The sequence below is a fragment of the Pseudomonas sp. 22526 genome, from assembly GCF_052044735.1.
Lineage (GTDB): Bacteria > Pseudomonadota > Gammaproteobacteria > Pseudomonadales > Pseudomonadaceae > Aquipseudomonas > Aquipseudomonas piscium.
Genome location: NZ_JBQENK010000004.1, coordinates 436374 through 450345 on the forward strand (window position 1 = coordinate 436374; position 13972 = coordinate 450345).

Genomic DNA, 13972 nt, shown 5'->3' on the forward strand with positions numbered 1-13972 from the left:
ATCTGCAGGATAACGATGCTTGTATTGTGACCAGGTGTTTCTTATATATCCCTGATGAGCATCAGAAAAATGCTCTACATTTTCAGAAGGTGCCACCCTGAATTGTCCGGTATTACCTCTTAGGATTGGCCACTAACGGCGCCCGGCTGCATCGCATGCCATACCCTGCCAGGATGATGCTTTGCCTATCCCGATTCACGATCCTCACCATTCTTCCGATCGAACCTTGAAGCGGCTTCCGCTGCTCAAGGCCGCGGTGCTATTCATTGCGATGGTTTGCCTGTGCCTGTGCGGCCTGCTTTACCTGCAGCTGGCGCAGTCCTATCACTACGATATGGCGCGGGCGCAGGTCGCTTCGTCGAACCTGGCCAGGGCCATGGCACAGCAGGCCGAAGATACCTTCGTCGAGGCCGATCTGGTGCTGGCCAGCCTGGCCGACTGGATTCAGAAAGACGGTTACGGCCCGGCGCAGAAGCCTTTCTTGCAGAAGATCTTTGCGCAGAGGGCTCTGGCGCTCAAGCAACTGCATAGCCTGTACTTGTTCGATCAGACGGGGCAGTGGGTCGTCACCTCGTCCAATCAGATACCGCTTGGCGAGGGGGTGGTCGACCGGGACTACTTCCGCTTCCATCAGCAGAACACCTCCTTGCTGGCTCATGTCGGCCCGGCCATCCGCAGTCGGGAAAGCGGCGAGTGGATCATTCCGCTGTCGCGGCGCCTGAATGACAGGCAGGGCAATTTCGAAGGCGTGTTGATGGCCGGCATCAGGCTGGCCTATTTCGACCAGTTCTTCAAAAGCTTCGACATCGATGACAACGGCAGCATGTTCCTTGCCCTGTCCGATGGCACCTTGCTGGCGCGACGCCCGCTGGAGGAGCGGCAGATCGGCGCGTCCCTGGCGCGCGGGGAGATTTTCAGCAGGTATTTGCCCGAGTCGCCTTCGGGCACTGCGATGATTAGTTCGCTGGTCGACAAGAAGATGCGGCTCTACGGCTATCGCCAGCTGGAGGCTTACCCGCTGGTGGTCGGCGCGGCCAGCTCGAAGGATGCGGTGCTCAAGGACTGGTACGCCAGCGCCTACCAGTCCAGCGGCATCGTTGCCCTGGTGGTGCTGGGGATCGGCCTGTTCGGCTGGGTCTTCGTGCATCAGGTGCGCAACGGCGAGCGCATCGAGGCTGACCTGCGGACCGCGCAGGCGGCGCTGGAGGTGATCGCGACCCATGACAGCCTGACCGGCCTGGCCAATCGCCGGCTGTTCGAGCGGGCGCTGGAGACCGAGTTCGGGCGCGGAGGGCGACAGGCGAGCCCGCTGAGCCTGATCATGCTCGATATCGATTTCTTCAAGCGTTACAACGACACCTACGGCCATGTCGCCGGGGACCAGTGCCTGGCCGAGGTGGCGCAGGTGTTGAGGGACTGCTGCCAGCGCAAGGCCGACCTGGCGGTGCGTTATGGCGGGGAGGAGTTCGTGGTCCTGTTGCCCGACACCGAGATGCCGGGCGCTCTCGCCATGGCTGAACAGATTCGTCGCAGCGTCATGGAGAAAAACATCCCGCATACCGGCTCGCCCTTCGGTCGGGTCACCCTCAGCCTGGGTTGCTACTGCTTCGTGCCGAACGGGCACGACAGCATCGAAGCCTTCCTCGAACACGCCGATGCCGCGCTGTACCAGGCCAAGAAATCCGGACGCAATCAGGTGGCGATCGAGAGCGTCAGCGAGCCGCTGGCCCGCTCGGATCGCTGACAGCCTGTTGCCTATGCCTCCGGGCACTCGGTTCTAATTCGGGTAACCCAGCTGGTGTTCGAGGCGTTGCCTCGGTCTGGTTCATGACGCGCGATTCCTGCCTGTTGCGCCTCCGGATGCAGGATGCGTTGCGCGACTTCTGGTTGATATGGCAGGTTTTTTTCCGGCAATGAAGGAGGTCCATTAACGGGCTGTTTCGAGCAGGGATATTGGCCAAATCAATTGTCGGTTCGGGGCTTTTATGGCTTATACATAGCGCCGATACGCGACACCTCATGCATAAGGATAACCCCATGAGTCAGCCCCTCCTGATGAACTTCGCGCTTTACCTGCAACGGCTCGGCTACGACAGCGCGCCGCCGCCGACCCTGGCGACCCTGCGCGAGCTGCAGTTGCGCCATACCAGCACCTTCGCCTTCGAAAGCCTGTCGACCCTGTTGCGCGTTCCGGTGCCGATCGACCTGGCCTCGGTGGAGCACAAGGTCCTGCATGAGGGCCGTGGCGGCTATTGCTACGAGCTCAACCAGATGTACCAGGTGCTGTTGCAGCACCTGGGCTACGAGGCGCGCGGCATTACCGGGCGGGTGGTGATGGGCGGGCCGGAAGATGCCTGGTCCGCGCGCGCCCACCGTTTGGTGCTGCTGACCCTGGATGGCGTGCGTTATGTCGCGGATGTCGGCTTTGGCGGCATGGTGCCCACTGCGCCGCTGCTGCTCGATACCGAGGACGAGCAGGCCACGCCCCACGAGCCCTATCGCATCACCGAGCGTGACGGCAGTTACACCCTGCGCGCCAAGATCGCCGGCGAGTGGCGGGCGATGTATGTATTCGACCTGCAGCGGCAGGAAGCCGTGGATTACGAAATGGGTAACTGGTTCGTGTCGACCCACAAGAACTCGCCGTTTCTCGGCCAGCTGAAGGTCGCGCTGACGGGTGCAGGCCTGCGCCGGACCCTTCACAACGGCAGCTACGCCGTGCATCGCCTGGGCCAGGACAGCGAGCGGCGGCAGATCACCGACCCCGACGAGCTGATTGCTCTGTTGCAGAACGAGTTTGCCATTCGGGTCCCGCAGCATCCGCGGCTGCGAGAGGTCCTCGGCGAATTGCTGGCGCTGCCGCAACCGGCCTGATCGGCCCGGGCTTCAGGGTTCTTCGATGTTGAGGTCGATAGTCAGGTAGAAATAGTCGATATCCCCCCAGGCTTCGCGGCGATCGACGAAGGTTTCCGCCGAACCCATGAATAGGCTGTAGCCCAGCTGGTTGCGCGGATCGCGGTAGAAGCCTGGCGGCGCATCCCAGACGCAGCAGGAGCGCCGCAGGGAGGGCATCTGGAACTGCTCGCCCAGGTAGCGTTCGGCAGCCTGGGCATCGCGCCCCGCCAGGCGATAGGTGGCGCGCAGCGGCTTGGTCTGCAACTCGGGTTCGGCGTGACATTCGAGGAACTCGATATAGGCGGGTTTGTTGCCGATCTGTGCCAGGAAGTCGCCGCAGACCGGCGCGGCCTGGGCGCTGGACGCCAGCATCGACAACGCAGGGCCGATCAGGATCGAAAAGCATCTGTTCACGTGGCGATTCCTTCCTGGCTGAGCAGTCTTTTGCTGAGCAAAGTCCCCTAAGTGTCTCTGGGCGGCTGTCTGCTGAGTTGTGTCACCACAATCCTTGACGGGCGAATACCGAGTAAAGAGGCGGCTCAGGGTCAATGCCATAGAGGCGTCCGCTCATAACCATCCTTCAGCTGGCGGCGATACGTCCAGTGAGTCAGCAGCGCAATCAACGCACTGTCCAGCAGCCAAAGCGGCATCAGCAGGCGCAAGGCTGGGTGCAGGCAGAGCACTCCAGCAATCGTCAATCCCAGCAACAGGCTGCTGAGCCAGTTGGCAAGCCCCTTGGCGCAGAGCAGGGCGTACAGCGGGGTAAACACCAGTGCCATGGGTAGAAAGCCAAACAGCAGGCCACCGCTGATGAACAAGGCGAATGTCCCAAGGGCAAACCAGAACCCTTGCCACAGGCTATCGGCGAAACAGGCACCGAATACTGCAATCGCGAAGCCCTGTAGCACTATGACTGTGCGGAAGCTGCCGTAGGCGAGGATAAAGGTTTGCCATAGATGATTCATTCAAGCGCTTCCATGCGTAGACGAAGGGCATTGCCTGGGTGGGCGCCCTTGGAGGTGGGATTCTATCAGGGTGTCTGGGACGGTGTTCGGGAGGTGAAAGGCGGGGGCTGGCTATCGGGTGGCGCGGGTTTATGAGGTCGGGCAGTGCCGAATAAAGTGTATACAACTCTATAGACATTTGTCTCTACTGTTGAATACAGTGTGCCCCATAACAAAAACCAGGGAACCCCCCAACCATGAAAACGCCCTCCGTTTCACCGCAACGGCCTGAAGATGAAAACCTGGGTCTTGGCGCGAATATGGCCTACGGCCTGCAACATGTTCTGACCATGTATGGCGGTATCGTTGCGGTGCCTTTGATCGTCGGCCAGGCCGCCGGCCTGGCACCGGCGGACATCGGTTTGCTGATCGCGGCGTCGTTGTTCGCCGGTGGCCTGGCGACTCTCCTGCAAACCCTTGGCCTGCCGTTTTTCGGCTGTCAGCTGCCGCTGGTCCAGGGCGTGTCCTTCTCGGGTGTGGCGACCATGGTGGCGATTGTCAGCAGCGGTGGCGAAGGGGGCTTCCAGTCGATTCTCGGGGCGGTGATCGCTGCCTCGTTGATCGGTCTGCTGATCACTCCGGTGTTTTCACGCATCACCCAGTTCTTTCCGCCGCTGGTCACCGGCATCGTGATCACCACCATCGGCCTGACCCTGATGCCAGTGGCCGCGCGCTGGGCCATGGGTGGCAACAGCCATGCGGAAAACTTCGGCAGCATGGCCAATATCGGCCTGGCGGCGATCACCCTGGTCTTGGTGTTGCTGCTGAGCAAGATCGGCAGCGCGACCATCTCGCGGCTGTCGATCCTGCTGGCCATGGTGGTGGGGACGATCATCGCGGTGTTCCTGGGCATGGCCGACTTCTCCATGGTCACCCAGGGGCCGATGTTCGGCTTTCCAGCGCCGTTTCATTTCGGCATGCCGACCTTCCATTTCGCCGCCATCCTGTCGATGTGCATCGTGGTCATGGTGACCCTGGTGGAAACCTCGGCCGACATCCTCGCGGTGGGTGAGATCATCGACACCAAGGTCGACTCCAAGCGCCTGGGCAACGGTCTGCGCGCCGACATGCTGTCGAGCATGATCGCGCCGATCTTCGGTTCCTTCACCCAGAGCGCCTTTGCCCAGAACGTCGGGCTGGTGGCGGTGACCGGGATCAAGAGCCGCTACGTGGTGGCCACCGGCGGGGTGTTCCTGGTGATCCTCGGTCTGCTGCCGTTCATGGGGCGGGTGATCGCTGCCGTGCCGACCTCGGTGCTCGGCGGTGCCGGTATCGTGCTGTTCGGCACCGTGGCGGCCAGCGGTATCCGGACCCTGTCCAAGGTCGACTACCGCAACAACGTCAACCTGATCATCGTCGCCACCTCGATCGGCTTCGGCATGATTCCCATCGCCGCGCCGAATTTCTACGACCATTTCCCAAGCTGGTTCGCCACCATCTTCCATTCCGGCATCAGCTCGTCGGCGATCATGGCCATCGTGCTGAACCTGACCTTCAACCACTTCACCCTGGGCAACTCGGACCAGCAATCGGTGTTCGCCGTGGCGTCCGAGCGCACCTTGCGCTACCAGGACCTGGCGGTGTTGCGCGAGGGTGATTATTTCAGCGGCGGCAAGCTGCACGATGCCGAGGGTAACGAGATCCCGGTGGTGGATACCTCCCATGGCGAGCATTCTCCGGCTGCCCATCAGCCCTCGGCCCATGCCTCGGGCGCGGTCGAAACCAGCAAGGTCTAGGGCCGAGTCGCCAGGCTGGACGCTATCGGTCCAGACCTGGCCGGCTACTCCGCGACCCGGTCCGGCAGCCCTTGCCGGACCAGCGACCAGGCGAACAGCACCACCACGGCGGCCGCCGCCGACAGCGTCAAGGGCAGGCCGTGGGCGCCACCGCTCATGGCCGCGCCGCTGAGCAGCGGCCCCAGCAGGCTGCCGATCCCCCACAACAATCCCGCGCTGGCGTTGGCCGTGACCAGGTCGGGGCCGCTGAATTCCTGGCCGATCAGGATGATCGCCAGGGTATACACCCCGCCGGCCGCCGCGCCGAGTATCACCAGGCTTGGCCAGAGCAGCGCCGGGTAGTTCATCAACAGTGGCAGCCCCAGGCCGATCAGCAACGACACCAGACCGCAGCCCAGGTAGATGGCGGCGCGTCCGGCCTTGTCCGACAGCCAGCCCAGGGGAAACTGGAATGCCGCATCCCCCAGCAGAATGATGCTGACCATCAGCGCCGCGAGTTTGATGGCGTAGCCGTGGGTCGCGGCGTAGACCGGAAACAGCGAGAGAATCACCGTATCGAAGAAGGCGAAGAACAGGATGCCCACGCACAGCGCCGGCGCCACCCGGATAAAGCCCAGTACCGAGAAGCTCTTGTTCTCGGCGTGTCCGGCGATGGGGCGCTGGCGTGGCAGGGTCAGCCAGATCACCGCGATGGCCAGCAGGTAACCTGCGCTGACGCTGATGATAACTGCCGGACCCTCGGTGCCGAGCAGGGCCACCAGGCCGGGGCCAATCATTTGGAACACCGTGAAGCAGGTGGTGTAGACCGCAATCACTCGCCCGCGCACGGTGTCCGCGGCCATCTCGTTGACCCAGGTTTCCCCCAGGATAATGATCAGCCCGGCGCCGAAGCCCATGACGATCCGCGCCAGCCCCAGGCCGGTCAGGCTGATCCCGGGGATTTCCAGGGCGCCGATGCTGAGGGCGCACAGGCTGAAGCACAGCAGGTAGATCTGCCGGCGGCTGAGCCTCTGGCATAGGCCGTTCACCAGGAAAGCCGAGAGCATCATGCCGGCGGCGGGGAGGGCCGACATGATGCCGATCTGGGTGTTCGAGGCGCCGGCCTGATACAGGCGCAAGGCGATGACTGGCACGGTGGAGCCGATGCTCAGACCGACAATCGAGATGCCGAGGATCAGCGCGGCCAACAGGGTTTTGTTCATGGAAGACACCTGCACCCGATGGATCGGGCGCTCAAAGAGGGTTTGCTGTGGCGCGGCGCTTTTGCTCGGGCAGGGTTCCGGTTCGGCCTGCGCAGGCGTAGGTCGGGTCAGGATGCTGCGGTGCAAAGCGGCGGATGGATCGATGCGCGGCAGGCAAGGGCTGCTGCGGCATCAGGTCCGCGCCGGGTTCGGGCGCAACTCTGGGGTTCAGGCGTGGGGAGAGAAGGTGAAGGCGAACAGCACGCTGCGGCGGCGTCGATTGATTGTGCAGTCGGATTGCGACATCGCGAAGGTCTGCGATGGGCTCAGCGAGAGAAAACTGTGAGGGGGCTGTGCGGGGAAAAACATGAGTCGTGACGGCTGGCGTGAGAGGGGGCACAGCCTACTTCAGGCGCTGGCGTCAGGCAATCGGAGACAGGTTGGCGTCGGGCGCAGCGCAAACGCGTATCCGCATGCCGATCTGGCATGCGGTGAATCGATCTTGGGGGAGGGTGACGCTGAGCTGATTCGCCGTAGGAGCAGGGCGCTCCTGAAAGTGTTGCTGGCCAATCAGTGTAGGAAGATGGCTCCACGACCTGGACTCGAACCAGGGACCCAGTGATTAACAGTCACTTGCTCTACCAACTGAGCTATCGCGGAATGCGGCGTATCTTACTGATTAAAAAGGAGAAGTCAAGCATCCAAAAACAGTTTTTCGCTTGAGTGAACTCGGTTGGCCCATGTCATGACGCCAATCCGCGGCTTTTTGGCCATTGGCGGTTAGCGGAAGCGTGGCACAGGTCTGGCATGGCGCTCCGGCAGTGGTTTCTCGCGCTCTGCCGCCAGCCAGCACTCGCTGAACTGGCCGGTTGAGCGTTCTTAACCGCCGAAGGTGAAGGTGCCCAGCATGAACTTCGCGGCCAGCGAGGTGGCGGCCAGTTGTACCAGCCACAGCGCCAGGCCGCCGAAAAATACGCCCAGGGCAATTTGCAGGACCAGGTTCTTTTCGCGTTTCTGCGGGCGGGGGAAGTGGTCCAGTTCGTCGCGGTCGGCTCGCAGGTCGTCGTGTCTCATGGGGAGTTCTCGATAGGGAGGAGGGGGCGCGCAATTCAGTGTAGGGGCGAGCTTGCTCGCGATAAAGCCGTCCCGGTACTGCGCTTTCAAAGGCGGCGCACAAAAAAGGGGGAAGCCGCAGGCTTCCCCCTTTCATTCACTGCGCGTGGCTCAGATCACCTGGATGATGGCCTTGGTCACGACGTCGATGTTGCTCTGGTTCAGCGCGGCCACGCAGATGCGGCCGGTGTCCAGGGCGTAGATGCCGAACTCGTTGCGCAGGCGCGTCACTTGTTCGACGGTCAGGCCGGAGTAGGAGAACATGCCGCGCTGACGGGCCACGAAGCTGAAGTCGCGCTGTGGCGCGCCCTTGGCCAGCAGGTCGACCATCTGCAGGCGCATGCCGCGGATTCGCAGGCGCATTTCGGCCAGTTCGGCTTCCCACTGGGCGCGCAGTTCCGGGCTGTTGAGCACGGCGGCGACGATGCTTGCACCATGGGTCGGCGGGTTGGAGTAGTTGGTGCGGATCACGCGTTTGACTTGCGACAGCACGCGCGCGCTTTCTTCTTTCGATTCGCTGACGATCGACAGCGCGCCAACGCGCTCGCCGTACAGCGAGAAGGATTTGGAGAACGAGCTGGAGACGAAGAAGGTCAGGCCCGATTCGGCGAACAGGCGCACGGCGGCGGCGTCTTCGGCGATGCCGTCACCAAAGCCCTGGTAGGCCATGTCGAGGAACGGCACCAGGTTTTTCGCCTTGATCACCTGCAGCACGTTTTTCCAGTCTTCCGGGCTCAGGTCGACGCCGGTCGGGTTGTGGCAGCAGGCGTGCAGGACCACGATCGACTGGGCTGGCAGCGCATTCAGGTCTTCCAGCAGGCCGACGCGGTTCACGTCGTGGGTGGCGGCGTCGTAGTAACGGTAGTTCTGCACCGGGAAACCGGCGGTTTCGAACAGCGCGCGGTGGTTTTCCCAGCTTGGGTCGCTGATGGCCACGACAGCGTCAGGCAGCAACTGCTTGAGGAAGTCGGCACCGATCTTCAGCGCGCCGGTACCGCCGACGGCCTGGGTGGTGACCACGCGACCGGCGGCCAGCAGCGGCGAGTCGTTGCCGAACAGCAGCTTCTGCACGGCCTGGTCGTAGGCGGCGATACCGTCGATCGGCAGGTAGCCACGGGAGGCATGTTGAGCGGCGCGAATCGTCTCGGCTTCGACAACGGCGCGCAGGAGTGGAATTCGCCCCTCCTCGTTGCAGTAAACACCGACCCCCAGGTTGACCTTATTGGTACGGGTATCGGCGTTGAATGCTTCGTTGAGGCCCAGGATAGGATCGCGTGGTGCCATTTCGACAGCGGAGAACAGGCTCATTATTACGGCGGCTCTGAATGGAGTGTGGAGGGACGTGTCGCGCTCCAGCCGAATGCACTAGAGCGGTGCACAAACGGGGAGCTAGTATAGAGGCCATCACTGTGCGCGGCGACAGCTGAAAGGGCTTTTCCGGCAAGTTTTTCGGTTTATTTTTCGACCGTTAGTCTTATTGCAACAGCAAAGTCGTAGAGGGGCTTGGGAGCTTTACCTTGAAAGCTGTGGAATTTGCCTCCACATCCAGCACAATCCAGTATTTTCCCTGCGACACTCGTCGTTTGCGGTCTTTCTCGTTCCTGTGCGGCGGCGTCGCGCTGGAGTGAACCCAGAGGTACGTTATGTCTGAATTCCAGCTAGTCACCCGCTTCCAGCCCGCCGGCGATCAGCCGGAAGCCATCCGCCTGATGGTCGAGGGCATCGAAGCCGGGTTGGCGCACCAGACACTGCTCGGTGTGACCGGCTCGGGCAAGACCTTCAGCATCGCCAACGTGATCGCCCAGGTGCAGCGCCCGACCCTGGTGCTGGCGCCGAACAAGACCCTGGCCGCGCAGCTGTACGGCGAGTTCAAGGCATTCTTCCCGAACAACGCGGTGGAGTACTTCGTTTCCTACTACGACTACTACCAGCCGGAAGCCTATGTACCGTCCTCCGACACCTTTATCGAGAAGGACGCCTCGATCAACGACCATATCGAGCAGATGCGCCTGTCGGCGACCAAGGCGTTGCTGGAGCGCAAGGACGCGATCATCGTCACCACGGTGTCCTGCATCTATGGCCTGGGCAGCCCGGAAACCTATCTGAAGATGGTGTTGCACGTCGATCGCGGCGACAAGCTCGACCAGCGCGCCTTGCTGCGCCGCCTGGCCGACCTGCAATACACCCGCAACGACATGGATTTCGCCCGCGCCACCTTCCGGGTGCGCGGCGATGTGATCGATATCTACCCGGCGGAATCCGACCTGGAAGCGATCCGCATCGAGCTGTTCGATGACGAGGTGGAGAGCATCTCCGCCTTCGACCCGCTGACCGGCGAAGTGATCCGCAAGTTGCCGCGCTTCACCTTCTATCCCAAGAGCCACTACGTGACGCCGCGGGAAACCCTGCTGGACGCCATCGAAGGGATCAAGGTCGAGTTGCAGGAACGCCTGGAATACCTGCGCAGCAACAACAAGCTGGTGGAAGCCCAGCGCCTGGAGCAGCGCACCCGTTTCGACCTGGAGATGATCCTCGAACTGGGCTACTGCAACGGCATCGAAAACTACTCGCGCTACCTGTCCGGGCGGCCTGCCGGGGCGGCGCCGCCAACCCTGTACGACTACCTGCCGGCGGACGCCTTGCTGGTGATCGACGAATCCCACGTCAGCGTGCCGCAGGTCGGCGCCATGTACAAAGGCGACCGCTCACGCAAGGAAACCCTGGTGGAGTACGGCTTCCGCCTGCCCTCGGCGCTGGACAACCGGCCGATGCGCTTCGACGAATGGGAAGGGGTCAGCCCGCAGACCATCTTCGTCTCGGCCACGCCGGGCAACTATGAGGCCGAACATGCCGGCCGCGTGGTCGAGCAGGTGGTGCGTCCGACCGGCCTGGTGGACCCGCAGGTGGAAGTGCGTCCGGCGTTGACCCAGGTCGATGACCTGCTGTCGGAAATCACCAAGCGCGTGGCCCAGGAAGAGCGGGTGCTGGTGACTACCCTGACCAAACGCATGGCCGAGGACTTGACCGATTACCTCGCCGATCACGGCGTGCGCGTGCGTTATCTGCACTCGGACATCGATACCGTGGAGCGGGTTGAGATCATCCGCGACCTGCGCCTGGGCACCTTCGATGTGCTGGTGGGGATCAACCTGCTGCGCGAAGGCCTGGACATGCCGGAAGTGTCGCTGGTGGCGATTCTCGATGCGGACAAGGAAGGCTTCCTGCGTTCCGAGCGCTCGCTGATCCAGACCATCGGCCGTGCCGCGCGTAACCTCAACGGTCGGGCGATTCTCTACGCCGACCGCATCACCGGCTCCATGGAGCGGGCGATCGGCGAGACCGAGCGCCGTCGCGACAAGCAGATCGCCTTCAACCTGGCCAATGGCATCACCCCCAAAGGCGTGTTCAAGGACGTCGCCGACATCATGGAAGGCGCCACCGTGCCCGGTTCGCGCAGCAAGAAGCGCAAGGGCATGGCCAAGGCCGCCGAGGAAAATGCCCGCTACGAAAACGAACTGCGTTCGCCCAGCGAGATCACCAAGCGCATTCGCCAGCTCGAAGAGAAGATGTACCAGTTGGCCCGCGACCTGGAGTTCGAAGCCGCGGCGCAGATGCGCGACGAAATCGGCAAGCTGCGCGAGCGTTTGCTGACGGTCTGATCTGCAACCGCTACGGATTCGTTTCATGCTCCGCGACGCAGTCCAGCCGGCGTCGCAAGCCATCAATGGGCTTCTCCGGGCTTGATCCCGGCCGGTAGCACCTTGGTCAGCAGAATTGCCAGCGTGCTGACGACCAGTGGTAAATGCAGCGAGCGGACAATTGGCGGTTCAGCGGGCCGGGCGACTCGAGTAGCCTCGACCTTGGCTTAAATGCCCCGCTCACTGGAGCGGGGCCGGCATCGCCTGTTACCATTCGCCTCTTGTTTGATCTTCGCTTTTCATATTCTTTCCGAGACATGCCATGACCACCGTCCGCACGCGCATCGCGCCATCGCCTACCGGGGATCCCCACGTAGGTACCGCTTACATCGCCTTGTTCAACTACTGCTTCGCCAAGCAGCATGGCGGTGAGTTCATCCTGCGCATCGAAGACACCGATCAGCTGCGTTCGACCCGCGAGTCCGAACAGCAGATTTTCGACGCCTTGCGCTGGTTGGGCATCAACTGGAGCGAAGGCCCGGACGTGGGCGGCCCGCACGGCCCTTACCGGCAGAGCGAGCGTAGCGAGATCTACCAGAAGTACACCCAGCAACTGGTCGACATGGGCCATGCCTTCCCGTGCTTCTGCACCGCCGAAGAGCTGGACCAGATGCGCGCCGAGCAGATGGCCCGTGGCGAGACGCCGCGCTACGACGGCCGCGCGCTGCTGCTGTCCAAGGAAGAGGTGGCCCGTCGCCTGGCCGCTGGCGAGCCCCACGTGATCCGCATGAAGGTGCCGAGCGAAGGCGTCTGCGTGGTGCCGGACATGCTGCGTGGTGATGTCGAGATCCCGTGGGATCGCATGGACATGCAGGTACTGATGAAGACCGATGGCCTGCCAACCTACTTCCTGGCCAACGTGGTCGACGACCACCTGATGGGCATCACCCACGTATTGCGTGGTGAAGAGTGGCTGCCTTCGGCGCCGAAACTGATTCTGCTCTACGAGTATTTCGGCTGGGAGCAGCCGCAGCTGTGCTACATGCCGCTGCTGCGTAACCCGGACAAGAGCAAGCTGTCCAAGCGCAAGAACCCGACCTCGGTGACCTTCTACGAGCGCATGGGCTTCATGCCGGAAGCCATGCTCAACTACCTGGGCCGCATGGGCTGGTCGATGCCGGACGAGCGCGAGAAGTTCTCGCTGCAGGAAATGGTCGACAACTTCGACCTGTCGCGCGTCTCCCTGGGCGGGCCGATCTTCGATATCGAGAAGCTGTCCTGGCTCAATGGCCAGTGGCTGCGCGACCTGCCGGTGGAAGAGTTCGCCAGCCGCGTGCAGACCTGGGCGCTGAACCCCGAATACCTGATGAAGATCGCGCCGCATGTGCAAGGCCGGGTGGAAACCTTCAGCCAGATCGCACCGCTGGCCGGGTTCTTCTTCGCCGGTGGCGTGACCCCGGATGCCAAGCTGTTCGAGTCGAAGAAGCTTTCTGGCGATCAGGTACGGCAGTTGATGCAACTGATCCTGTGGAAGCTGGAAAGCCTGCGGCAGTGGGAAAAGGACAGCATCACCGCGACCATCCAGGCCGTGGTCGAATCCCTGGAGCTGAAGCTGCGTGATGCCATGCCGCTGATGTTCGCCGCGATCACCGGTCAGGCCAGCTCGGTCTCGGTGCTCGATGCTATGGAAATCCTGGGGCCGGACCTGACCCGTTTCCGCCTGCGCCAGGCCATCGACCTGCTGGGTGGCGTGTCGAAGAAAGAAAACAAAGAGTGGGAAAAGCTGCTGGGCGCCATCGCCTGATTCAGCACTCTGATTCGCGGGAGCCGGCATGCTGGCTCCCGCGGACCTGCGCAAGAAGTGAAATTGCGGTCGTTGGTGGAGGGCACAAGGGTCTGCAAAAGCCCCGGATTTACGGGGGAGGGCGGTAAGTGATTGTTATGCCGGCAAATTTTTTTAAAAAAAGCTGAAAAAAAATTTGACAGCCTTCCGATACGCCCTTAAGATTCGCCCCGTCCTCAGCGATGACATCAACGATGAGGGGCTATAGCTCAGCTGGGAGAGCGCTTGCATGGCATGCAAGAGGTCGACGGTTCGATCCCGTCTAGCTCCACCAATTTACAGTTCAAGGCCTGGCCACACCGGCCTTGAATCGATCAGGTCTCAGCTCTGATCTGTTGTACAGAAGGGTTTGCGTCCCCTTCGTCTAGTGGCCTAGGACACCGCCCTTTCACGGCGGTAACAGGGGTTCGAGTCCCCTAGGGGACGCCAGTTTTACAGAAGCGATGTTACAAGATGTCGCTCCGCCGCGAGGCGAAAAATCTGGGGCTATAGCTCAGCTGGGAGAGCGCTTGCATGGCATGCAAGAGGTCGACGGTTCGATCCCGTCTAGCTCCACCAATTT

Annotated in this window: 11 protein-coding genes and 4 tRNA genes; 9 read left to right on the plus strand and 6 right to left on the minus strand. The window is 62.2% G+C overall.

Annotation, left to right across the window (positions count from 1 at the left end; all coding sequences use genetic code 11):
• Nucleotides 1-181: 181 nt before the first annotated feature.
• Together ACTJKT_RS08890 and ACTJKT_RS08895 are read left to right on the plus strand one after the other, a co-directional pair.
• Nucleotides 182-1744, plus strand: coding sequence for a sensor domain-containing diguanylate cyclase (locus tag ACTJKT_RS08890; RefSeq protein WP_440786818.1), 1563 nt, complete (start codon nt 182-184; stop codon nt 1742-1744).
• Nucleotides 1745-2037: 293 nt separating this feature from the next.
• Complete coding sequence (locus tag ACTJKT_RS08895; protein WP_440786819.1) at nt 2038-2874, plus strand: arylamine N-acetyltransferase family protein; 837 nt, start codon at nt 2038-2040, stop codon at nt 2872-2874.
• A gap of 12 nt (nt 2875-2886) precedes the next feature.
• Here ACTJKT_RS08895 and ACTJKT_RS08900 read toward each other — a convergent pair whose 3' ends face one another.
• Together ACTJKT_RS08900 and ACTJKT_RS08905 are read right to left on the minus strand one after the other, a co-directional pair.
• Nucleotides 2887-3309: a DUF4952 domain-containing protein gene (locus tag ACTJKT_RS08900; RefSeq protein WP_440786820.1), complete on the minus strand. Its 423-nt coding sequence runs from the start codon at nt 3307-3309 to the stop codon at nt 2887-2889.
• A 131-nt stretch (nt 3310-3440) separates the two neighbouring features.
• A complete protein-coding gene (locus ACTJKT_RS08905; protein ID WP_440786821.1) occupies nt 3441-3860 on the minus strand; it encodes a hypothetical protein in 420 nt (139 codons plus the stop codon).
• A gap of 236 nt (nt 3861-4096) precedes the next feature.
• Here ACTJKT_RS08905 and ACTJKT_RS08910 point away from each other — a divergent pair, with 236 nt between their 5' ends.
• Nucleotides 4097-5635 carry a nucleobase:cation symporter-2 family protein gene (locus ACTJKT_RS08910; protein WP_440786822.1) on the plus strand — a complete coding sequence of 513 codons (1539 nt, stop codon included), beginning with the start codon at nt 4097-4099 and terminating at the stop codon, nt 5633-5635.
• A gap of 44 nt (nt 5636-5679) precedes the next feature.
• Here the strand turns inward: ACTJKT_RS08910 and ACTJKT_RS08915 are convergent, their stop codons facing one another.
• Nucleotides 5680-6837, minus strand: a complete 1158-nt coding sequence (locus ACTJKT_RS08915) for an MFS transporter (protein ID WP_440786823.1) — start codon at nt 6835-6837, stop codon at nt 5680-5682.
• Between ACTJKT_RS08915 and ACTJKT_RS08920 the strand changes: the two genes are divergently transcribed.
• Nucleotides 6836-7162, plus strand: coding sequence for a hypothetical protein (locus tag ACTJKT_RS08920; protein WP_440786824.1), 327 nt, complete (start codon nt 6836-6838; stop codon nt 7160-7162). The two genes, ACTJKT_RS08915 and ACTJKT_RS08920, sit on opposite strands and share 2 nt — an antisense overlap.
• Nucleotides 7163-7400: 238 nt before the next feature.
• Here ACTJKT_RS08920 and ACTJKT_RS08925 read toward each other — a convergent pair.
• The 3 genes from ACTJKT_RS08925 to ACTJKT_RS08935 all read right to left on the minus strand — a co-directional run bounded on the left by ACTJKT_RS08925 (nt 7401) and on the right by ACTJKT_RS08935 (nt 9237).
• Nucleotides 7401-7476 (minus strand) — tRNA-Asn (locus ACTJKT_RS08925).
• A 219-nt stretch (nt 7477-7695) separates the two neighbouring features.
• Nucleotides 7696-7890, minus strand: a complete 195-nt coding sequence (locus ACTJKT_RS08930) for a hypothetical protein (protein WP_023968605.1) — start codon at nt 7888-7890, stop codon at nt 7696-7698.
• Between the two features lie 150 nt (nt 7891-8040).
• Nucleotides 8041-9237, minus strand: a complete 1197-nt coding sequence (locus ACTJKT_RS08935; protein WP_053278183.1) for an amino acid aminotransferase — start codon at nt 9235-9237, stop codon at nt 8041-8043.
• Nucleotides 9238-9572: 335 nt separating this feature from the next.
• Between ACTJKT_RS08935 and uvrB the strand changes: the two genes are divergently transcribed.
• The 5 genes from uvrB to ACTJKT_RS08960 all read left to right on the plus strand — a co-directional run bounded on the left by uvrB (nt 9573) and on the right by ACTJKT_RS08960 (nt 13968).
• Nucleotides 9573-11588 (plus strand): excinuclease ABC subunit UvrB, encoded by a 2016-nt coding sequence (gene uvrB / locus ACTJKT_RS08940; protein WP_440786825.1) that lies wholly within the window; start codon nt 9573-9575, stop codon nt 11586-11588.
• A 301-nt stretch (nt 11589-11889) separates the two neighbouring features.
• Nucleotides 11890-13371, plus strand: a complete 1482-nt coding sequence (gene gltX / locus ACTJKT_RS08945) for a glutamate--tRNA ligase (protein WP_007922014.1) — start codon at nt 11890-11892, stop codon at nt 13369-13371.
• A 237-nt stretch (nt 13372-13608) separates the two neighbouring features.
• Nucleotides 13609-13684: transfer RNA gene (locus ACTJKT_RS08950), tRNA-Ala, on the plus strand.
• Nucleotides 13685-13763: 79 nt separating this feature from the next.
• A tRNA-Glu gene (locus ACTJKT_RS08955) sits at nt 13764-13839 on the plus strand.
• A 53-nt stretch (nt 13840-13892) separates the two neighbouring features.
• Nucleotides 13893-13968: transfer RNA gene (locus ACTJKT_RS08960), tRNA-Ala, on the plus strand.
• Nucleotides 13969-13972 lie beyond the last annotated feature (4 nt).

What these genes read in the sequence shown, in the direction of transcription:
- ACTJKT_RS08895 (WP_440786819.1), top strand. Translation starts at nt 2,038, where the DNA reads ATGAGTCAGCCCCTCCTGATGAACTTCGCGCTTTACCTGCAACGGCTC.
- ACTJKT_RS08905 (WP_440786821.1), bottom strand. Translation starts at nt 3,860, where the DNA reads ATGAATCATCTATGGCAAACCTTTATCCTCGCCTACGGCAGCTTCCGC.
- ACTJKT_RS08910 (WP_440786822.1), top strand. Translation starts at nt 4,097, where the DNA reads ATGAAAACGCCCTCCGTTTCACCGCAACGGCCTGAAGATGAAAACCTG.
- ACTJKT_RS08920 (WP_440786824.1), top strand. Translation starts at nt 6,836, where the DNA reads ATGGAAGACACCTGCACCCGATGGATCGGGCGCTCAAAGAGGGTTTGC.
- ACTJKT_RS08915 (WP_440786823.1), bottom strand. Translation starts at nt 6,837, where the DNA reads ATGAACAAAACCCTGTTGGCCGCGCTGATCCTCGGCATCTCGATTGTC.
- ACTJKT_RS08930 (WP_023968605.1), bottom strand. Translation starts at nt 7,890, where the DNA reads ATGAGACACGACGACCTGCGAGCCGACCGCGACGAACTGGACCACTTC.
- ACTJKT_RS08935 (WP_053278183.1), bottom strand. Translation starts at nt 9,237, where the DNA reads ATGAGCCTGTTCTCCGCTGTCGAAATGGCACCACGCGATCCTATCCTG.
- uvrB (WP_440786825.1), top strand. Translation starts at nt 9,573, where the DNA reads ATGTCTGAATTCCAGCTAGTCACCCGCTTCCAGCCCGCCGGCGATCAG.
- gltX (WP_007922014.1), top strand. Translation starts at nt 11,890, where the DNA reads ATGACCACCGTCCGCACGCGCATCGCGCCATCGCCTACCGGGGATCCC.